17 protein-coding genes are annotated in these 19,896 nt (G+C 37.6%); 8 read left to right on the top strand and 9 right to left on the bottom strand.

Translation table 11 applies throughout. The features are described 5' to 3' along the window. The first annotated feature begins 41 nt into the window (after positions 1-41). Both ACZZZK_RS14645 and ACZZZK_RS14640 read left to right on the top strand, forming a co-directional pair. Positions 42-1,709 (top strand): sodium/sugar symporter, encoded by a 1,668-nt coding sequence (locus ACZZZK_RS14645; protein WP_463484788.1) that lies wholly within the window; start codon positions 42-44, stop codon positions 1,707-1,709. A 199-nt stretch (positions 1,710-1,908) separates the two neighbouring features. Continuing rightward, entirely contained in the window at positions 1,909-2,280 is a 372-nt protein-coding gene (locus ACZZZK_RS14640) for a VOC family protein (protein ID WP_463484787.1), read from the top strand. Between the two features lie 6 nt (positions 2,281-2,286). On the opposite strand, the gene ACZZZK_RS14635 is transcribed toward ACZZZK_RS14640, so the two are convergent. The 7 genes from ACZZZK_RS14635 to ACZZZK_RS14605 form a co-directional block, all read right to left on the bottom strand. Beyond that, the gene (locus ACZZZK_RS14635) at positions 2,287-2,670 is read right to left on the bottom strand and encodes a hypothetical protein (protein WP_463484786.1); all 384 of its coding nucleotides are present in this window, start codon (positions 2,668-2,670) and stop codon (positions 2,287-2,289) included. Between the two features lies 1 nt (position 2,671). Continuing rightward, positions 2,672-3,898, bottom strand: a complete 1,227-nt coding sequence (locus ACZZZK_RS14630; RefSeq protein WP_463484785.1) for an ABC transporter permease — start codon at positions 3,896-3,898, stop codon at positions 2,672-2,674. Positions 3,899-3,967: 69 nt separating this feature from the next. Next, complete coding sequence (locus tag ACZZZK_RS14625) at positions 3,968-4,606, bottom strand: MBL fold metallo-hydrolase (protein WP_463484784.1); 639 nt, start codon at positions 4,604-4,606, stop codon at positions 3,968-3,970. 28 nt (positions 4,607-4,634) lie between these two features. Beyond that, positions 4,635-5,222, bottom strand: a complete 588-nt coding sequence (gene gldD / locus ACZZZK_RS14620) for a gliding motility lipoprotein GldD (RefSeq protein ID WP_463484783.1) — start codon at positions 5,220-5,222, stop codon at positions 4,635-4,637. 60 nt (positions 5,223-5,282) lie between these two features. Then, positions 5,283-6,026, bottom strand: a complete 744-nt coding sequence (locus ACZZZK_RS14615; protein ID WP_463484782.1) for a shikimate dehydrogenase family protein — start codon at positions 6,024-6,026, stop codon at positions 5,283-5,285. An 84-nt stretch (positions 6,027-6,110) separates the two neighbouring features. Continuing rightward, positions 6,111-6,878 carry a phosphosulfolactate synthase gene (locus ACZZZK_RS14610; RefSeq protein ID WP_463484781.1) on the bottom strand — a complete coding sequence of 256 codons (768 nt, stop codon included), beginning with the start codon at positions 6,876-6,878 and terminating at the stop codon, positions 6,111-6,113. Positions 6,879-6,938: 60 nt separating this feature from the next. Continuing rightward, positions 6,939-8,342, bottom strand: coding sequence for a tetratricopeptide repeat protein (locus tag ACZZZK_RS14605; RefSeq protein ID WP_463484780.1), 1,404 nt, complete (start codon positions 8,340-8,342; stop codon positions 6,939-6,941). A 250-nt stretch (positions 8,343-8,592) separates the two neighbouring features. On the opposite strand from ACZZZK_RS14605, the gene ACZZZK_RS14600 reads away from it, so the two are divergent. Next, positions 8,593-9,048, top strand: a complete 456-nt coding sequence (locus ACZZZK_RS14600) for a nuclear transport factor 2 family protein (RefSeq protein ID WP_463484779.1) — start codon at positions 8,593-8,595, stop codon at positions 9,046-9,048. Between the two features lie 65 nt (positions 9,049-9,113). On the opposite strand, the gene ACZZZK_RS14595 is transcribed toward ACZZZK_RS14600, so the two are convergent. Continuing rightward, on the bottom strand, positions 9,114-11,624 hold the full coding sequence (locus ACZZZK_RS14595) for a M1 family aminopeptidase (protein WP_463484778.1): 2,511 nt from the start codon (positions 11,622-11,624) through the stop codon (positions 9,114-9,116). Positions 11,625-11,747: 123 nt separating this feature from the next. Here ACZZZK_RS14595 and amaB point away from each other — a divergent pair, with 123 nt between their 5' ends. From amaB to ACZZZK_RS14570, 5 genes are all read left to right on the top strand, one after another. Next, positions 11,748-13,289, top strand: a complete 1,542-nt coding sequence (gene amaB, locus ACZZZK_RS14590) for an L-piperidine-6-carboxylate dehydrogenase (protein ID WP_463484777.1) — start codon at positions 11,748-11,750, stop codon at positions 13,287-13,289. Between the two features lie 421 nt (positions 13,290-13,710). After that, positions 13,711-16,530 carry an outer membrane beta-barrel family protein gene (locus ACZZZK_RS14585; protein WP_463484776.1) on the top strand — a complete coding sequence of 940 codons (2,820 nt, stop codon included), beginning with the start codon at positions 13,711-13,713 and terminating at the stop codon, positions 16,528-16,530. Positions 16,531-16,535: 5 nt separating this feature from the next. Beyond that, positions 16,536-17,318, top strand: coding sequence for a GLPGLI family protein (locus tag ACZZZK_RS14580; protein ID WP_463484775.1), 783 nt, complete (start codon positions 16,536-16,538; stop codon positions 17,316-17,318). Between the two features lie 49 nt (positions 17,319-17,367). After that, positions 17,368-17,937, top strand: a complete 570-nt coding sequence (locus ACZZZK_RS14575) for a Crp/Fnr family transcriptional regulator (RefSeq protein ID WP_463484774.1) — start codon at positions 17,368-17,370, stop codon at positions 17,935-17,937. Positions 17,938-18,030: 93 nt separating this feature from the next. Next, positions 18,031-18,465 carry a carboxymuconolactone decarboxylase family protein gene (locus tag ACZZZK_RS14570; protein ID WP_463484773.1) on the top strand — a complete coding sequence of 145 codons (435 nt, stop codon included), beginning with the start codon at positions 18,031-18,033 and terminating at the stop codon, positions 18,463-18,465. A 36-nt stretch (positions 18,466-18,501) separates the two neighbouring features. Here the strand turns inward: ACZZZK_RS14570 and ACZZZK_RS14565 are convergent, their stop codons facing one another. Continuing rightward, positions 18,502-19,290: a rhamnogalacturonan acetylesterase gene (locus tag ACZZZK_RS14565; RefSeq protein ID WP_463484772.1), complete on the bottom strand. Its 789-nt coding sequence runs from the start codon at positions 19,288-19,290 to the stop codon at positions 18,502-18,504. Between the last annotated feature and the right edge of the window lie 606 nt (positions 19,291-19,896).

Genomic DNA, 19,896 nt, shown 5'->3' with positions numbered 1-19,896 from the left:
TTTATTACATTTAGCCTTCTAAACCAAATAACTTATCTTAAATGAAAGTAACAGATTACATTATTTTTCTAGCCTATTTTGCGCTTGTAGCAATTTATGGTTTCTGGATTTACCACCGTAAAAAGCAAGCTCAAATGAGCAGTAAGGATTATTTCCTTGCGGAAGGATCGCTTACGTGGTGGGCAATTGGAACGTCGTTAATTGCCTCTAACATTAGTGCAGAGCAATTTGTGGCCATGAGTGGAGATGGATTTAAAATGGGATTGGCCATTTCTACCTACGAGTGGATGGCTGCTGCAACACTGGTTATTGTAGCAACATTTTTTATCCCGGTATATCTTAAAAACAAGATCTACACCATGCCGCAATTCTTAAGTCAGCGATACAACGGTACCGTTGCCATGATTATGGCGGTGTTTTGGTTGTTATTATATGTGGTAGTAAACTTAACGTCTATCCTCTATCTTGGTGCATTGGCAGTAAGTAGTATATCTGGAATAGGTTTCTGGTATTGTATGACAGGTTTAGCTGTCTTCGCTGTTATTATCGCTTTAGGTGGGATGAAGGTAATCGGTTATACCGATGTTATTCAGGTGGCATTTTTGATTTTTGGTGGTTTAGCTACAACTTATTTAGCATTAAACCTGGTGAGTGATCACTTCGGTGGCGATGGTGTGTTAGATGGTTTAGCATTTTTGAGAGAAAAAGCTCCAGATCACTTCCACATGATTTTCAAAAAGGATAGTGCCAATTATGCTTCTTTACCAGGTATGACCGTTTTGTTGGGTGGTATGTGGATTGTAAACTTAAACTATTGGGGTTGTAATCAGTACATTACTCAACGTGCTTTAGGCGCCGATTTAAAAACAGCCAGAGCTGGTATATTATTTGCCGCATTTTTAAAGCTGTTGATGCCTTTAATCGTTGTTTTACCAGGTATTGCGGTGTATATGTTGTATCAAGAAAAAACAGGTATCGATGTAAATTCGATGATGCCTGGTGGCGAACTTCGCCCGGATAGAGCCTATCCAACACTGCTTAACATTTTACCTACAGGCTTAAAAGGATTGTCATTTGCGGCTTTAACCGCAGCAATTGTAGCTTCATTGGCTGGTAAAATTAATAGTATATCGACCATTTATACATTAGATATTTTCAAGAAACACATTCAAAAAGAAGCTTCTGAAAAGACTTTGGTAAGAACAGGAAGAATGGTTGTAATTATTGCAATGGCTATTGCAGTTGCTATATCTCCTTTCCTGGGTATTGATAAAAAAGGTGGATTTGAGTTTATTCAGGAATATACAGGATTTGTAAGTCCTGGTATTTTCGCCATGTTTATTCTTGGTTTCTTCTGGAAAAAAACGACCTCGAATGCAGCATTGTTCGCTACTATTGGCGGTTTCGGTTTATCAGTATTATTAAAATTCTTACCAGGAATGATGGATTTATCGTTCTTGCATGACTTTGGTTTCTCTGTAGCAAATGCAGAAGGCGTTTACGAAATTCCTTTCTTAGATAGAATGGGCTTTGTATTTGTAATCTGTATTGTAGTGATGTTTACCATCAGTATGATTGAAAACAAAAAAGGCGATAAATCAAATGGTTTAGAGATAGATAGCAGCATGTTTAAGGTTGATCCAGGATTTGCGGTTGGATCATTACTGGTTTGCGGAATATTAGTAGCACTTTACTCTATCTTCTGGTAGATGTGAAGTATTGATTTGAGAACGGCCTTCTGGATAAACCAGAAGGCCGTTTTTGTTTAATTGAAAATTGATAACTTTATGTTGGCTTGTAAACGATTAACGCTTTGGGTTTCGCGTTAACGATTGCAGCGGCATCCCCCGATTTTTCATCGGGGATATAGCGGAAAGCGTGTTAAAACGCCCTAATAAAATTAACACCATGAAAGCACCAGATTATTATCAGCCAATTATGCCTTACCTTGTGGTAAAGGATGCAGAAAAATTTATTGAATTTTTGAAGGTTGTATTTGATGCAGACATCAGGTTGATTGTACCAAGAGAAGATGGAACGGTGATGCATGCTGAGGCAGTAATAGATAAGGGAACAATCATGTTCGCAAATGCGAATGAAAATTATCCATCATTCCCTGCCGGCATGTTTATTTTTTCTCCATGGGCAATTGCATTTTATGAGCAGGCGATCGCTTATGGAGCAAAATCAGTACAAGAACCCGACAGAAGAGAATATGGCTTAAGTGCAGGCTTTGAAGATAAATGGGGAAATGTATGGTGGGTTACTGTTCCTGATTAGGATAAATTATTGTCCACAAGGGCCATCAGGAATTTCCTTACTAATTTTAATCACCTTCGTAACTACCAAAGTAGAATCGAAATCTGCGGAAACTGTTGAAGTATCAGATTTTGCAATATATCCCTCCAGCTCCACATATACCGGCTCGTAAGGTTTTTCGAAACCTAAGTTGCTGTAAGAGAGCTCTAAATTTTTAACACTATCTGTCACCCAATATTCTCTCCCATCTTCACAAAGGGTAAAGGATTTCATTTCAGGCCCAAAACTATAGAGCCCTTTAACAATCTTCAATTTACTTTTTCCTCCCTCAGCCTTTTCCGTTCTATTACAAGCGGTAACCGCCACGCCAAGGAGCACAACAAATACAAATGCTTGTTTAAATAATCTCATCCTAAATATTTTGATTAATCTGATCTATCCTTTTAACACTAAGATTTGATGACAAAGCAGATGCCAAAAATGAAAAAGTGCCTACTGTGATAAATACTAAAATAAAGTCTTTCCACTTCAGTGCGATAGGATAGGAATTCACCAAAGTTCCTTCGCCCATTTTGATTAGACCAAATGTATGTTGAACATAATAAAAACCGATACCAATTAAAAGGCCAAATACACAGCCTGACATGGTGATCATCATTCCTTCCAGTAAAAAGATCCGTTTTATAAGTTTTTTGCTTGCGCCTAAACTACTTAAAATAGCAATATCTTTTACTTTATCTATAACCAACATGGTTAGGGAGCCAACAATATTAAATATAGCAATTATTAAAATAAATGTTAAGATAATGTATACCATACTTTTTTCTGAATTGAAAATATGATGCAGAGAGCTATTTTGTTCTGCCCTATTTTTTACCACAAAAGCAGTTCCAAGCTTCTCAGCGATCTGATCTTTATAACTATCTACATCAACATCCGGATTGAAATCAATTTCGATGGCAGAAACATTTTTACTTTCATCCAGTAGTTCTCTAGCAAAAGCTAGGGGAACGATAATGCCATTATCGAACTCTTGCTGTACCTCAAATACGCCACTTACGCGAATACTTTTAGCAATAAAATCATCTGTAGGATTTAACGAGTTTACAGAAATATCTTTCTTGGGCGAATAAATTTCCAATTCCGTAAAGGGATCCAAAGTATTTACTGCCAAATAACTTTGTAATGCAGAACCCATCACACCATTAAAACCACTTTTATTTTGTAGGACAAACCTACCTTCTTTGATGGTACTATCTAATTTTGTGTTTTTCAAGTAATCGGCACTTACACCTTTAACCAAGCCCACAGCCTGTTTATCATTATATTTTAAAAGCGCTTTCTCTTGCAAAACCTCTGAGAAAGCATAAACATCTTTGCTTTTCTTTAGTGCATTAAAATAGGTCGTATTCGGATCGAAGGTTTTTCCCTTGGCCGGTGTAATGGCTATTTGAGGTGTAATGGTATCAAACATACCCAGCACTACCGTTTCTAAACCATTAAAAACCGAAAGGATAATAATTAAAGCGGCGCTACCCACCATAACACCAACCATTGATATGCCCGATATCAGGTTAATGGCATTGGTAGATTTTTTCGCAAACAAGTAACGTTTGGCAATATATAGCGCTGTATTCACCGGGTAAAGATAGTTATTAAAAGATTGAAGGCTTAGAGAGTAAAGGAGACTATAAATCTATTTTGCATTTTAAAAAAAAGGATTGTGTTGTTTTTCGAAACCAATAGTTGTGGCAGGACCATGCCCTGGGTAAACCTTAGTTTCATCGGGTAAAACGAAAATTTTTGATGAAATGTTTTGAATTAGTTGCTGATGATTTCCACCGGGCAAATCTGTTCTTCCTATGCTTCCATAAAATAATACATCGCCACCTATCAAAACCGCATCAGCTTTGCTATAAAAACATAAATGTGCAGGCGAGTGCCCTGGAGCAAAAATTAATGCTAAGGTGCTATCTCCGAAAGCGACTGTGCCGGTTTCAGGCAAAAACTCATCTGGTAAGGGCGAAACTTCATATTTACCAAAACCCATAGATGGCGCATAACTTGGCACCGCTTCCAACACCTGCAGTTCACCTTTGTGAAATTTTGGCTTTAAACCATAGGTGTCAAATACAAACTTGTTCCCGAATACATGATCAAGATGGCAATGTGTATTTAACAACAAAACTGGTTTAAGATTTTCTTGCTTAATAAAAGCTGTTAATTCATTCTGCTCATAACCTTCGTACATGCCTGGATCGATGATCACACATTCTTTGGTTTCATCATAAAGAACATAGGTGTTTTCACTGTAAGCGTTGAATGTGAATGTTTTTACGGTAATCATATATAGGAATCCTTTTTAAAGAATGATTTTAATTTTTCCATCTAAACGTAGAGATCAAGGTGTCGATATCCGTCTTAATGAATTTAACTACCGGTGCAATCGAATCAAATTGCGGTCGCTCGTTAAAATATAAAGCGCCTCTGAAATAATGTTTAGCGCTATCAGTTAAAAAAAACTGAACAGATGAAGCGGTATTACCTTCTATGGCATAATAAATACCGTAAACCTTTTGTTTTGGATAATTGATGATTCGCTGATCGATGGCGCTCGCTTTAATGGTATGTTTAAAAGCTAGTTTCCTGGCATCTTCAACCATCTGGTCATATTCTCCTTTACCCGAAATGTCGTAATAGGTGAGGTGCAGGTAGCCGTTAAATTGCTTAAAATGTAAGTTGTACCAATTCTCCCTAGCATCTCTACTTTGATCCTTTTCCAAGTTTGCGTAGACAGGATATTTAAATTGATAGGGAACAGGCTTGTTAAATTCTGTGTAGGCTTTCTTTTGAAATTCAATTCGGAAGTAGCCCTTTGGTTTCGGACTATAATCATTGTTTTGACAAGCAAAACAAGCCAAGGCTACAATGAATGCAATAAATATTAAGGGTTTGAATTTCATAACATTCTGGAATATTTTGCTTCCCTAGAGAAAAGCAATTGACAACAGCGATAAGTTAAACTATTTATTCCAAATAGCCCAGGCTTTTTCTGCCTGTTTGTAAAGCATTTCCAGTCCGTTCTTTATTTGAGCGCCCTGTGCCGCAGCTTTTGCCAAAAACGCAGTTTCTAAAGGATTATAAACCAGATCATAAGCCAAATGATCAGCTCCAAGTTGAGTATAATCGATATCAGGAAAGCTATCTGTATTTGGCGACATGCCCAAGGGAGTGGTATTGATGAGCAATTTATGCGACTTTAAAATCTCTGACGTAATTTCTGAATATAAAATTGTGCTTTCAACAGCTTTACGAACAACTACTTTGTATTCAATACCTAATTTCTCCAAAACATACTTAACGGCCTTCGCGGCACCACCATCGCCAAAAATTAATGCTTTACGATGATGGTCGGTTAAAAGTGGTTCTAGCGATTTCTGAAAACCATAGGCATCTGTGTTGAAGCCCTTTAAATAGGTTTCGCCTTCAAATCTTTTAATACAGATACAATTTACGGCTCCTATTTTTTCTGCAGCCTCTTCAATCTCATTTAAAAACGGTAATACACTAACTTTGTGAGGTATAGTAACGTTTAATCCGCGAAGCGACTGATTTTCAGAGAGCAGATCAGCTAAAGATTTTATATCCTCTATGGGAAAAAGTTCGTACTGATGATTGGCAATTTTTTCATTGGCAAACTTTTCGGTAAAGTACTTTTTTGAAAAGGAATGGGATAATGGAAATCCAATTAAGCCGTAGGTTTTCATAAGCAATGATGCATTATGCGAATCAAAAAGCAATCTATTAATCGTTCAATAAGATTGCTTCTTGATTTATAGTAACGTTATAGTTTATTTAGTTTGGTTAAGGAAGTAATCAAAAGTATCTCCACGCAAGCCTAAACGAATAGTTTCCAAAGGAATAACTTCTGCCGGAGCGATATTGCCCAAGTTTACGTTTGTTCCGATTAATTTGATAAACCAAACCTGCTGTTCTTTTTGTGGTGCTTCCCAAATGATGGTTTCTTCTGGAATTTGAGTTAATATTTCATCGACCAAACCTTCCCTAACTTCACCACTTCCGCGATAAATACCAACATTACCACCTTCGCGAGCCTCTGCAATTACTTTCCAAGATCCCGCCTGAATTTCTGCCTGCATTAATTTAATCCATTTGTATGGAGCGAAAATTTTTGCTGCATCTTTACTTCCGACTTCAGAAATTACAGTTACCTGTTTTGCCAATTCGCTGATGTACCCGCACTTCAAATCATGTTCAATTTCGATTGATCCATCAGAAACCTCTGCATATTCCATTCCGTATTGGTCTAAAATGCGCTGATAATCTTCAAATTGATTACGAATAATAAAGGCTTCGAAAAGCGTTCCACCAAAATAAGTTGGAATGCCTGCACTTTTATATAAAGCTAATTTCTCTTTAAGGTTTGGTGTAACGTGTGATGTAGCCCAACCTAATTTTACAATGTCTGTATAAACGCCGGCAACTTCTATAAAATCTTCTACCTGGCGAAGGCTTAATCCCTTATCCATAACCATTGTATAGCCGCTTTGGCGAGGTTTAGATGGACGTTCAGGAACGTTTAATAATGGGTAATTCATATGCGTACAAAAGTGAAAAAAATTTTCAGATTTATTTGTTAAATTTTTCTCACAAGACTGTTACCTGATATATCGGTTTATCACGTTGATAATGGCACTGTTATCCTGTAACTGTGGCAAATATTCAAACAAAATATAATGCTTATCCGGATCGGTTGTTAAAGCAGTTTCCAGATAACCGAGTGCATCAGCATAATTTCCCATGGCAAAAAGATAGGCCACCATTCGGTAATACAATTCTGCAGCTTCGGGATTATTTTTTATTGCTTCGGCCATTGTTTCCGATGCCTCAAGCAATTTTCCCTGCTCATAAAGCACCGTACTAAAATCCAGCCACGCCTCAATATCAAGTGGATTATATTCTAATACCTTTTCGTAAGCTACTATCGATTCCTCAATTTGCCCAAGTTTGTAATAGGCATCAGCCATTGCAAACCAGAAATCAGCATTCTCAGCTTCCAAATCGATTGCTTTTTTATAAAAATGCAGCGACTCAAAATAACGTTCTTCATGGTTTAAAGTAACCCCGATTCCGAACCAGGCATCAGCCATTTTCGGATCCATTTTTACCGATTTTTTGTAATAAGAACGGGCCTCATCCATCTTCTCGAGCTTTTCATAGCACTCTCCAATGGCACAATAAGTATCTGCATTGGGTTGCTCATACTCAAAGGTTTGCTTGTACACTTCAATAGCCTCATCGTATTTATCCAACTGCACTAATGCGTTTCCTTTGTTAAAATAAGCCGAACTAAAATCTTCTTTAATTAAGATCGCATAATCATAAGCATCAATTGCTTTTTCAAAAAGATTTAGTTTATGAAAGCTGTTACCCAAATTATACCAGGCGGCATAAGAGTAAGGATCGGTATCAATGTACTGTTGATAAAACTTAATGCTCTCTTCTTGTTTATCAAGCACATCATAACAGAAAGCCAGCTCGTACAAGCCATCCTGGTTTTCCATATTTTGCTCCAAGCTTAACTTAATGTAGGTGATTGCACTTTCATAATCGCCCATGCTCTGATGTACATAAGCAATTTGCAACAGAATTTCGTCTGTACTTTCAGCAAGGAGTAATGCTTTTTCGTAGTTTTCCAAAGCCTCGCTAAAACGCTCCGTATTTTGAAAAATATTACCACGAAGCAAATAAATATCAGGTTCTGATGGTTCTAATAATTCGGCTTTCTGCAAAGAGATAAATGCCTGCTCATTATTATTGGTTAAAATATATAAATGTGCTTGTTTAATCAAAAAAACGGTTGCATAAGGATGTTGGCTAATTGCAAACTCAACTACCTGCAAGGCCTTAACCGGATCGTTTTTTTCGATGTAAAAATCTACAATATATTCGAAAGCACCGGCATCGAAGAAATACTGATCCTGGTTGCGGAGCATTTCTTCATAACGTTCTACAGAGCGTTGTGCGTCTTCGTTGGATTCAAAAAAGAATTCTTCTTCCATATTTAATAACTATTAAAGAACCGTGCCAATTCGCAGAAAAACACATTATAATTTTACTGATTTTAATTATCGATTTAATAAATAATTATTAACATCAAATGTTAAAACAAGCGTAAATAGCTGAAAATAAAGCTTATTAAGTGTGATTAAGATGTGTGGATAATGAATTCCTTTCATCAACATCGCGGTTCCTTTTCCCTTCCTTCACAAAAATAATATAAATTTATGGGAGTAACGTAATTGAGAAGTCATGAAAAGATACGCCTTTTTAGCAGTTTTATTGAGTTTTATAGGCACAAGTGTATTTGCTCAAAGCGAAGAGAATGAGATTAAGCAAACTGTAAATAATTTGTTTACCGGAATGAAAATTGGTGACAGCACTCTGGCGAGATCGGCTTTTGCCAAAGATTGTATTATGCAAACCATTGTGAATAAAAACGGCAGTACTGCTGTACGCACAGAGAAATTAGATGGCTTTATCAAATTTATTGGCTCCCCTCACAAAGAAAAATTCGATGAGCGAATTGTGTTTACCAAAATATTAATAGATGGACCACTGGCTTCTGTTTGGACCGATTATGGTTTTTATGTTGATGAAAAGCTTAGCCATTGCGGAGTTAATTCGTTTCAGTTGGTAAAAGGCGATAAAGGCTGGCAAATTGTTTATCTGATTGATACAAGGAGGAAAGATGCCTGCAAAACCTGAGTGATTTCCTAATCATGATCATAAAAAAGAAGCTCTGCAGATTTTTGCAGAGCTTCAGTTTAAAGCTATTCCTTTCCTAAATCTGCCGCAGCTTTTTTAAAGATTTCGGCTTGTTTATTTAAATTTGATTTAGCTTCGCCACTAGCTGATGCGGCCTGTTGCGATTTGCCTTGTACTGTTGCCGCGTAAGCGCCAGAAAGTTGTTTGTTTAAATAATTTTGCAGCTTCAATCGCTCAATAGCGTTGCTTATGCTTTTAACCCCTTTTTCGGTTACCGCTGGATTGGTATTCGCCCTCAAATACTGAAAATACTGACCAATGACTCCAAAAATCTTGTTCTTATCGCCAGTTTCCATAATATTATCATAAAATGCTTGATGCTCATCCTTTGGATCGCTGATGTATAAAGAAGCTATTGATGATGCAATGTGGTCTTTCGTATCTTGATCTAAAGAGGAAAGTGCTGTTAATCCTTCTTGTGGCGCAAGTTTAGTTAAACCCGCTACCGAGGCTGCAATCACGCGGTAAGATCTGTCTTTAACACCATCAACCAATAAGGCTTTGTAGGTTTGATCGCCTGTTTCTGCTAACTTATTAATTGCCGCCGCTCTTGCTTCAGTATTTTTATCACTTTTTGCCATTTCCAGTACTAAAGGTAATGCTGCAGCTTTAACTTCTGCATCATCCAAGTTCAGCCCTTCAATACTCAAAGCCCTTAAATCTCCTGATTTATCTTTCAAAGCATCCAACAAAATTTTCTGTCCGCTTTTAGCTTTACTCTGCATGATAAACTGCAAAGCTTCAATCCTATTGGCATAAGTTGGTGCATTTTTATATTGGAAATAATAGTTCTCGGCAACTTTGTTGTCGTTAATTTCCCCTACTACAATTTTATCGGCATCGAAATCAATTAAATCCGGCTTGGCGCTTACCTCAAAAGAGAAAGTTTGTTCGCGGCTGTTGATCAATATTTCTTTAGAAATTTTTTGTCCTCCTGCATAAATATTTACTCTCACAGGTAAAGTAAAAGTTTGCACAGCAGCATCTTGTGTCTGCTTTACTTTAATCGTTGCTTTTCCGTTTTCATATCCAAAATCGACAGCTAAAATCGGGTGGCCGCCGGCATAATACCATTGGTTAAAATATGGACTCCAGTCTTTCCCTGTAATATCTTCCATGGCCAGGCGCAATTGATGTGTTTCGCCATTTTTGAACGCATTTGTGGTTAAATATTTGTTCAAGCCTTTATAAAAAGCCGCATCACCCATTTGATTTTTCATCGCATATAAAATCACAGAGCCTTTGGCATAGCTGATATTATCAAACATATCTTCCTTGTCTTTATAATAAAAACGAGCTAAAATCGGGCTTTCACCATTTTTTGTAGAGCTGATGTATGATTGCAATTTTTCGTATCGCGATTTATCTTCCGCATCTTTTCCTTCATCATATCCATGCCAGATAATTTCGCCAAAGGTGGCAAAAGATTCGTTCATGGTTAAATTAGACCACGATTCTGCCGTCACGTAATCGCCAAACCATTGGTGAAAAAGTTCGTGAGCAATAGTACCTTCTTCGTTTCCATCCAACAACTCGCGATCTGTTTTTTGAATATGTTCGCCATGTAAAGTAGCGGTTGTATTTTCCATAGCACCCGATACATAATCTCTGGCCACCACTTGGGCATATTTATTCCATGGATAATCTACACCTAAAATGTCACTATAGAATTTCATCATCGTAGGCGTTTTACCGAAAATTTGCTTTGCAAATGGCGCATATTTGGGCTCTAGATAATAATTTACTTCTTTGCCTTTGTAAGTATCTTTAGTGATTTTAAAATCGCCCACTGCCATCATAAACAGGTAAGGTGAGTGTGGCAAATCCATTTTCCAGGTATCTGTTCTGGTTCCATTGATATTGGCTTTCTGGCTGATCAATTTTCCATTGGATAAGGTAGTATATTTCGATTGAACCGTCATCGAAATTTCCTGAGTGGTTTTTTGATCTGGCTTATCAATTGTTGGAAACCAGGCTGAAGAAGATTCCGTTTCACCTTGCGTCCAAATTTGGATAGGTTTGGCTTTATCTGCACCATCAGGATTGATAAAATACAGTCCTTTTGCATCAGTTATCGCAGCGCTGCCTTGCACTTTTAATTCATCCGGCTTTGCCGTATAAGCGATGTAAACAGTATATTTTTCTGCGTTTGTATATTTTTTGTTTAAGGTGATATAGAGTTTATTGTTTTCGTAAACATATTTTAGCGGGGTATTTCCTTTCGCACTTACCAATGCAACCGTTTTGATATCCATCCCTTGAGCATCTAAGGTTAATGAATCAGTTGCATAGAAATGAGGCTTTAATGTTATCCATTCTTTACCGTACAGATATCGCTTTGCGTAATCAAAAGATACATCGAGTTTGGTATGTACCAGATCATTCACTTTGATGGGTGTTACGCGATAAACAGATAAATTTGCCGATTGATTTACAGTTTTTTCTTGAGCTGAAAGCGTGTTTGCTGCCAAAATAGAAACCAGTATGGCGCTATAGACGAAAATTTTTTTATTCATATTTTATATTTTAATAAGTCAGTTGTGTTTAAAGCGATGAATTAAGAATTATGACAAAGTAAACAGCCAAATGTAACTTGCTTTATGTTAATTTTTTGTTTTTTTGTGTAAATCGTTAGATATATGAATACAGATATTCAATCCATTTTAAACAAACTGGGTGTTACCGAAAGCAATGCTGCTTTCAGCACCGGAAGCAATTGGGGAGGCGAATTGAACGCTGAAAAACTAGAAAGCTTCTCGCCGGTTGATGGTAAACTTATTGCAGAAACAAAAATTGCAAGCGCAACAGATTACGAGGCAATTATTGCAAAAGCTCAAATTGCTTTTAATGATTGGAAAACTATTCCAGCTCCAAAAAGAGGTGAAATTGTTCGCCAGTTTGGCGATGCATTGAGAGAAAATAAAGATGCGTTGGGCTCCCTGGTTTCTTACGAAATGGGAAAAAGTTTACAGGAAGGGTTTGGCGAAGTACAGGAAATGATTGATATCTGCGATTTTGCTGTGGGCTTATCGCGTCAGCTTTATGGCTTAACCATGCACAGTGAGCGCCCAAGCCATCGAATGTACGAGCAATGGCATCCGCTAGGGATTGTAGGAATTATTTCTGCTTTTAATTTCCCGGTAGCGGTTTGGGCATGGAATGCTGCTTTGGCATTGGTTTGCGGGAATGTTTGCATCTGGAAACCATCAGAAAAAACGCCTTTAACGGCTATCGCCTGTCAACATATCATTGCAAAGGTTTTTAAAGCGAATGATGTTGCTGAGGGTGTTTGCAATTTAATTATTGGAGATAAAGCTGTTGGAGAACTCATGACACACGATGGTCGGGTACCATTAATTTCGGCAACCGGATCTACCCGAATGGGGAAACAGGTTGGTGCAGCCGTGGGAGCCCGTTTAGGTAAAAGTTTATTGGAACTGGGTGGAAACAATGCCATCATCATCTCCGAACATGCCGACTTAGACATGAGCTTAATCGGTGCGGTTTTTGGAGCCGTGGGTACCGCAGGTCAGCGTTGCACATCAACAAGAAGATTAATTATCCATGAAAGTGTTTATGATGCCTTTAAAGAAAAACTAGTGAAAGCATACGATCAGCTGCGCATTGGCGATCCGTTGGATCAAAACAACCACGTTGGTCCGCTGATTGATAAAGATGCGGTTGCGGCTTACCTCGATTCCATCCAAAAATGTAAGGCAGAAGGCGGAAAATTTGTGGTTGAAGGCGGTGTTTTAACAGGCGAACATTACAGTAGCGGATGTTACGTGAAACCTTGCATTGCCGAGGTTCAAAATGATTTTAAAATTGTGCAACATGAAACTTTTGCTCCAATTTTATATTTGATTAAATACAAAACTTTAGAAGAAGCTATTACTTTGCAAAATGGCGTTCCACAGGGATTATCATCTGCAATCATGACTTTGAATTTACGGGAAGCGGAGCAATTCTTATCGGCTATAGGATCTGATTGTGGTATTGCAAATGTGAATATTGGCACTTCTGGAGCCGAAATTGGTGGCGCATTCGGTGGTGAAAAGGAAACTGGTGGGGGCAGAGAAAGTGGTTCTGATGCATGGAGAGCTTACATGAGAAGACAAACCAATACCATTAATTATTCGAATACGTTGCCGTTGGCGCAAGGGATAAAGTTTGATTTGTAAGTAAGAGGTTTGTTGTTGTGAAGCAATCTTACACCTATCAACGCGTTCTCAGACGAAATGCATTAGGATTGCTTCGTACCTCGCAATGACGACAAATTAAAGCTGCTAGATTAAACCTAGCAGCTCCTTTTCAGAAATAATATGGCTCATTTAGCATAATTTTTCTGATATGGCTTGCAAAACCAAGTTTAGTACTGATTTGATATTACCTTCCTGAGCAGTAAAATCGTCCAATTTAATTGAGAATCGCTTCCTAAAATTGCATTATATATTTCAATAGAGATGATGTACCCAAAACGATTGGCTTCTGGAAAGCAAGCCGTAATGTAATGATTTCGAGATAATTGTTAAAAAAGGTTAAAGCATATATTTTAACTAAAATATTAGTTTTATATTCGGCAAACAAAAACTAATCAAATCTATGAAACGCCTTCTCCTCTTGCTGTGCGGCTTTGTGCTCATTAATTTTAGCGCAAATGCACAAGGTTTACATTCCATTAAAGGAAGAACTATCGACACGGCATCTACCACGCTTCTAGCGGGTTCAACAATCGCCATTTTGAATTCAAAAGATTCTACCCTTGTAAAATTTACCCGATCAGCTGAAAATGGATCATTCGAACTCAACGGAATTAAAAACGGAAAATTTATTCTCCTGGTTTCTTATCCAAAGTACGCCGATTTTGTTGATCATTTTACCCTCGATTCTACTACGCAGGTTAAAGATTATGGAAAAATCAATTTAACCGGAATGGCAAAAATTCTTGCTGATGTAATTATCAAAGGAAACAGGAATGCCATTAAAATTAAAGGTGATACCACTGAGTTTGATCCCAAAGCTTTTAACATTGAACCAAATTCGAAGGTTGAAGACCTGATTAAACAGTTTCCAGGTATTCAGGTAGATAAGGATGGAAAAATAACCGCACAAGGTAAAACCGTTCAAAAGGTACTCGTTGACGGTGAGGAGTTCTTCGGTGATGACCCCACATTAGTGACAAAAAACCTTCGTGCTGACATGGTAGAATCGGTTCAATTGTATGATAAAGCAAGTGATCAGGCAAGTTTTACCGGAATTGATGATGGCGAAAAAACCAAAACCCTCAATGTTAAACTGAAAGAAGATAAAAAGAATGGCTATTTCGGGAAAGTGCAGGGCGGATACGGAACCGACGATTTTTATAATGGCCAGTTCATGTTCAACAAGTTTTGGGGCAAGAAAAAATTCTCTGCTTATGGCATTTTAGGGAACAATGGAACCGTAGGTTTAGGTTGGGATGATCGGGATAAATATGGTGGTTCTAGTGGAATGACGATGACAGACGATGGTGGAATGTATTTCAGTTCTGGTGGTTCGGATGATTTTGACAGCTACGACGGACAATATAACGGCCAGGGAATTCCAGTGGCCCGCACCGGCGGTTTACATTTCGATAGCAAATGGAATAAAGACAAAGAATCGCTAAATACCAATTATAAAATCGGATCCATTAGAGTTAAAGGCGATAGAAATACCATCAGCCAAAACAACTTAAGTTCTGGCGTAATTAACAACGTTTCTGATCAATACACAGATAATGATATGTTCAGACAGAAGCTGGACGCAACTTATGAAGTAAAACTCGATTCGACACTTACATTAAAAGTAAATGTAGATGGCACATTGAAACAAAGTAATACGTTTAACGATTACAATACTTCGAGTAGAGATGGAAATAATGACCTACTCAATACCACAAAAAGAACCTTAAAGAATAAGGTGGATGAGCAGATGTTCAACATCAATGGCTTGCTTACTAAACGGTTTCAGAAAAAAGGACGTACACTTTCATTAAACTTGAACCAGTCTATTACCAAGAGTAATAGCGATGGCTATTTAAACTCAGAAAACAGTTTTTATGAAGTTACAGGGAGAAGAGACAGCTTGATTAATCAATATAAAGTTAACGATATTACTAATAGTGCCTTCAAATCAAATTTGGCCTATACCGAACCTTTATCAAAAACCATGACGGTTATTGTAAATTACGGTTTGAGCTTAATGAATGGCAAATCAGATCGTAAATCATTCAACCAATCTGCCAGTGGTAACTACGATATTTTGGATACTGAATTTAGTAACGATTATGAATTGGATCAAATTATCAATCAAGGAGGTGCTATTTTCAACTACAAAAAAGGCAAAACGGTAATCAACTTTGGCTCTAAGTTTAGTGGTGTAGATTTTAAGCAAACCGACCTTTACAACAATGTGACCTACAACCGAAAGTTTGTAAATTACATGCCGCAAGCCTCGTATCAGTATAGGTTCTCTCAACAGAAATCGATCAGAATCAGTTACAATGGTAATACCAATCAACCCTCTCTAGATCAGATTCAGCCTATTCGTGTAAATACTGATCCCTTGAATATCTCGTTGGGTAATCCAGATTTAAGGCCATCTTTCAGAAGTAATATCAATGCAAACTATAATTCATATAAGGTACTTACTAATCAAAACGTTTACTTATACGGATCTTACTCATTTACTACAAATCCAATTGTGAGCGATGTAACCACAGATGCAAATACGGGTAGAAGCAGTTATAGAGCTGTAAATATCAACGATAAAATGTCATCCAATTTTTATGTTTATGCGCAAACGAGTAGAAAAATAAATGGCCTCGATATGAACGCTGGTATTGGATTAAATGGCAATGGTAACTCTTCGTATAATTACATCACTACTGTTAATAATGGTGTGGCTACAACAGCACTCAATAACACCAAAAATTATAGTTATGGGCTTGATATAAACCTGAATAAATATGTAGAGAAAAAATACAGCTTCTATTCACGTTTTGGCCCAACGTACAATATCTCACGGGCAAGTGTAGGTAATTTTGGTAACAGCGATGGTTGGGGCTGGACCGGATATGCTTCTGGAAATGTTCAACTGCCGGGTAAGTTCGAAATTAATACTGATGCCCAGTACCAGTTTAGGGGAAAAACACAAACGTTTAACGAAACCTTCTCTCGTTTACTCTGGAATGCATCATTAACCAAAAAGTTTTTCAAATCAGACAACCTTAAATTAATGATGACGGTTAATGATATTCTAAATCAGAATGTTGGTTTCGATAGAACGGCCTACAACGGAAACATTACCCAAAGCAGCTACACCACCATCATGCGCTATTTTATGTTCTCTGTAATTTGGGATTTTAATAAAATGGGCGGCGGATTAAAAACTTCAAAATAATCATCATGAAAACTACACTTAAATATATCATTCTATTTGCTGTTATTTTCATCAGCAAAACTTTACAAGCACAGAACATCCACTTTATTCAAAACGGTGTAATTGAGTTTGAAAAGAGATCGAACATGTACGCATTGATAAAGAAAAAAATCAATAAGGACAATGAAACCTATATGAATCAGGCGTTTGAGCAATACAAGAAAAACAATCCGCAATTTAAAGTTGCCAAAAGCACTTTAAGTTTTAACCGGGATAAAAGCTTATACAAATGGCCAACCGTTGAAGAAACAATGAATAATAACTGGTTAAATACAGATGTATTAGGGGATTTGAAAAACACCATCGCTACTAATTTCGATACGCAAAGTAGTATTACTCAAAAGAATGTTTACGAGGATACTTATTTAGTTAAAGATAGTGTTCGTAAAATCAACTGGAAAATAACAGATGAAACACGAGAAATTGCAGGTTACGAATGTCGCCGGGCAAATGCCGTGATTATGGATTCGGTTTATGTAGTGGCTTATTACTCGAATCAAATTGCGGTTTCTGGTGGCCCTGAGTCGTTTACGGGTTTGCCTGGGATGATTTTAGGCTTAGCTTTACCCCACGAAAATATAACCTGGTTTGCTACAAAAGTAACCGAAACTACAGTGCCGGAAAAAGACTTAACCGCACCAGTAAAAGGGAAACCAACAGATAATAAAGGTTTGAAAACTATTTTATTAGGCGCAATGAAGAATTGGGGAGAGTATGCTCATCCCATCTACAAAGCCTTTTCGTTATAAGTATCGGTGATATAATTATGCCTAAATTAGCATCATTATATCACCGAGAATGTACCAGGCACTATTTACTCATATTAATAAATTTATAGATTTGAGTAGCGAAGAACAAGATATTCTTACTTCGCTGCTCAAATCTTTTTCGTTTAAAAAGAAAGCTTATCTCCTAGAAGCTGGAGAAACCTGCCGGGCGAATTATTTTGTGGTAAAAGGTTGCTTAAGACTTTATTTTATAGACATTAAAGGAGCCGAACAAACCACTCAATTTGCAATCGAAAATTGGTGGATATCTGATTTAACCAGCTTTATCTTTCAAAAGCAATCAGATTTTTTCATCCAGGCGGCCGAGCAAACGGAAGTAATCGCTATCGAACATCATCACTATCAGGAAATGTTTGAAAAGCTCCCGAAATTGGAAAAATATTTTAGGCTAATTTATCAGAAACTGCATCAAGCCTCACAAATCAGAATCAAATATTTGTATAGCCAAACCGCTGAAGAGAGATATACCAACTTTAACAAACTTTTTCCTGAATTTGTACAGCGGGTGCCGCAATATATGCTGGCTTCTTACCTGGGCTTTACGCCAGAATTTTTAAGTAAAATCAGAGCCAAACGGTAGGCCTAAAAAACACCCTTTTCATTTCTTAATCTACATTAAGTTTTTTCATTTTTTAGATGATGACCTTTACATCGTAATCAAAAAACAAAAGAAATGGAAAATAGAATTAACATCCAAAAAGTAGAACCAGCAGCTTACCAAGCTATGTTTGGTTTAGAAAAATATTTATCAACAAGCACCGTAGATCCTATCCTTTTGGAGCTTATTAAAATGCGTGCTTCGCAAATTAATGGCTGTGCATTTTGCTTGAACATGCACTCGGCTGATGCCCGGAAAATGGGTGAAACAGAACAGCGGCTGTACCTTTTAAATGCCTGGAGAGAAACTACTTTATTTACAAAAGAAGAGGAAGCGGTTTTAGCGCTAACAGAGGAAATTACCTTGATTAGCAACCACGTTTCAGACGAAACTTACAACAAAGCAGCAGGCTTTTTTGATGAAAAAACATTGTCTCAAATTATTATAGCCATTGTGACTATTAATGCCTGGAATAGAATTGCCATTAGCACCAAATTAACAGTTAGTTAACGCTAAAGTAAAGGCACTAAAGCATATTAGTGCCTTTTAATTTGATTTCATTTTTTTAAGCTCTTCATAAACCAACTTGGCTACTGCTCTTGCACCCTCTGGCTGAAAGTGGGTATTGTCTTTTTGTCCCTTTGGATAAGCCTCGTATTTACCTGAATCCAAATTCATGAAATAGTTTTTCGTTACAAACTCATTTTCTTTTGAGGTAAAGAAGTTGGCCGAAAGTTCATTCAGATCAATCAATTTTACTTTTAATTCTGTCGCCACGTCTTTAACCGCCTGGGGATATTCGCCATGAGCGCTACCCAACTTTCCATCTTTCCAGGGATAATTTCTGGCTACGGGCGTAATGAGTATGGGCACCGCCCCTTTGGCTTTGGTTTCCCGCACATACATCCGAAGAAAATTTTTATAGCCTGGGATGTCGACATAACGCTCTGGTTTATCTTTAGCAGCATCGTTATGCCCAAACTGGATTAAAACCAGATCATTTTTCTTTAGAGAATCTGTAACTTCCTTCCACCGACCTTCGCTAAAAAAGGTTCGGGTGCTTCTCCCACCTTTGGCTTTATCCACTACCAATGCACTGTCGCTTGGTATTAAATTGCCCAGGTTTTTAAGGCTGTCCTTTCTTAAAAACTGTTGAAAAACCTGACCCCAACCCATCAAAGGAAAACGCTTTTGTTGGTAATTATTTTCCAAAGAATAATCGGCAACGGTAGAATCGCCAATAAGGTAAACTCTTACAGGATTTGGCTTGGGGCTAAACGAGATTAACGTTATTGCAATGGCCATTGCGGCGATTATAAATCTATATCTTTTCATGCTTTCATAAGATCTGTGTGGATGCAAAATTGGTTATTTGCAGCCTTTATTAAACTCTATTCCGTCGTCTGTATCCACACAGATCACTTTACTATATCAGTTGGCGAGACAATAAAAACTGCGTCAAGCTCATGATTTGCTCTTGAAATTACAAAGATTTCTCGGCTGCGCTCGAAATGACTACGAATCTACTCCGTGGTCTGTGTCCATACAGATCACTTTACTATTTTAGTTGGTGAGACAAAAAAACTACGTCAAGCCCGCGATTTGCCTCTTGAAATATAAAGATTTCTCGGCTGCGCTCGAAATGACGACGAGTCTGTTCCTATTCCGTGGTCTGTGTCCACACAGATCACTTCACTATTTCAGTTGGTGAGACAAAAAAACTGCGTCAAGCCGCGATTTGCCTCTTGAATTACAAAGATTTCTCGGCTGCGCTCGAAATGACGACGAGTCTATTCCTATTCCGTGGTCTGTGTCCACACAGATCACTTCACTATTTCAGTTGGCGAGACAAAAAAAAATAGCGTCAAGCCCGCGATTTGCCTCTGGAAATACAAAGATTTCTCGGCTGCGCTCGAAATGACGACGAGTCTATTCCATTCC

The sequence above is a fragment of the Pedobacter sp. AC163 genome (genome assembly GCF_979258665.1).
Note: the sequence above shows the minus strand (reverse complement) of the source record. Positions and strands in the feature narration are given on the sequence as shown.

What these genes read in the sequence shown, in the direction of transcription:
- ACZZZK_RS14575 (WP_463484774.1), top strand. Translation starts at nt 17,368, where the DNA reads ATGTACCAGGCACTATTTACTCATATTAATAAATTTATAGATTTGAGT.
- gldD (WP_463484783.1), bottom strand. Translation starts at nt 5,222, where the DNA reads ATGAAATTCAAACCCTTAATATTTATTGCATTCATTGTAGCCTTGGCT.
- ACZZZK_RS14585 (WP_463484776.1), top strand. Translation starts at nt 13,711, where the DNA reads ATGAAACGCCTTCTCCTCTTGCTGTGCGGCTTTGTGCTCATTAATTTT.
- ACZZZK_RS14595 (WP_463484778.1), bottom strand. Translation starts at nt 11,624, where the DNA reads ATGAATAAAAAAATTTTCGTCTATAGCGCCATACTGGTTTCTATTTTG.
- ACZZZK_RS14565 (WP_463484772.1), bottom strand. Translation starts at nt 19,290, where the DNA reads ATGAAAAGATATAGATTTATAATCGCCGCAATGGCCATTGCAATAACG.
- ACZZZK_RS14640 (WP_463484787.1), top strand. Translation starts at nt 1,909, where the DNA reads ATGAAAGCACCAGATTATTATCAGCCAATTATGCCTTACCTTGTGGTA.
- ACZZZK_RS14610 (WP_463484781.1), bottom strand. Translation starts at nt 6,878, where the DNA reads ATGAATTACCCATTATTAAACGTTCCTGAACGTCCATCTAAACCTCGC.
- amaB (WP_463484777.1), top strand. Translation starts at nt 11,748, where the DNA reads ATGAATACAGATATTCAATCCATTTTAAACAAACTGGGTGTTACCGAA.
- ACZZZK_RS14605 (WP_463484780.1), bottom strand. Translation starts at nt 8,342, where the DNA reads ATGGAAGAAGAATTCTTTTTTGAATCCAACGAAGACGCACAACGCTCT.
- ACZZZK_RS14600 (WP_463484779.1), top strand. Translation starts at nt 8,593, where the DNA reads ATGAAAAGATACGCCTTTTTAGCAGTTTTATTGAGTTTTATAGGCACA.
- ACZZZK_RS14645 (WP_463484788.1), top strand. Translation starts at nt 42, where the DNA reads ATGAAAGTAACAGATTACATTATTTTTCTAGCCTATTTTGCGCTTGTA.
- ACZZZK_RS14570 (WP_463484773.1), top strand. Translation starts at nt 18,031, where the DNA reads ATGGAAAATAGAATTAACATCCAAAAAGTAGAACCAGCAGCTTACCAA.
- ACZZZK_RS14580 (WP_463484775.1), top strand. Translation starts at nt 16,536, where the DNA reads ATGAAAACTACACTTAAATATATCATTCTATTTGCTGTTATTTTCATC.
- ACZZZK_RS14625 (WP_463484784.1), bottom strand. Translation starts at nt 4,606, where the DNA reads ATGATTACCGTAAAAACATTCACATTCAACGCTTACAGTGAAAACACC.
- ACZZZK_RS14635 (WP_463484786.1), bottom strand. Translation starts at nt 2,670, where the DNA reads ATGAGATTATTTAAACAAGCATTTGTATTTGTTGTGCTCCTTGGCGTG.
- ACZZZK_RS14615 (WP_463484782.1), bottom strand. Translation starts at nt 6,026, where the DNA reads ATGAAAACCTACGGCTTAATTGGATTTCCATTATCCCATTCCTTTTCA.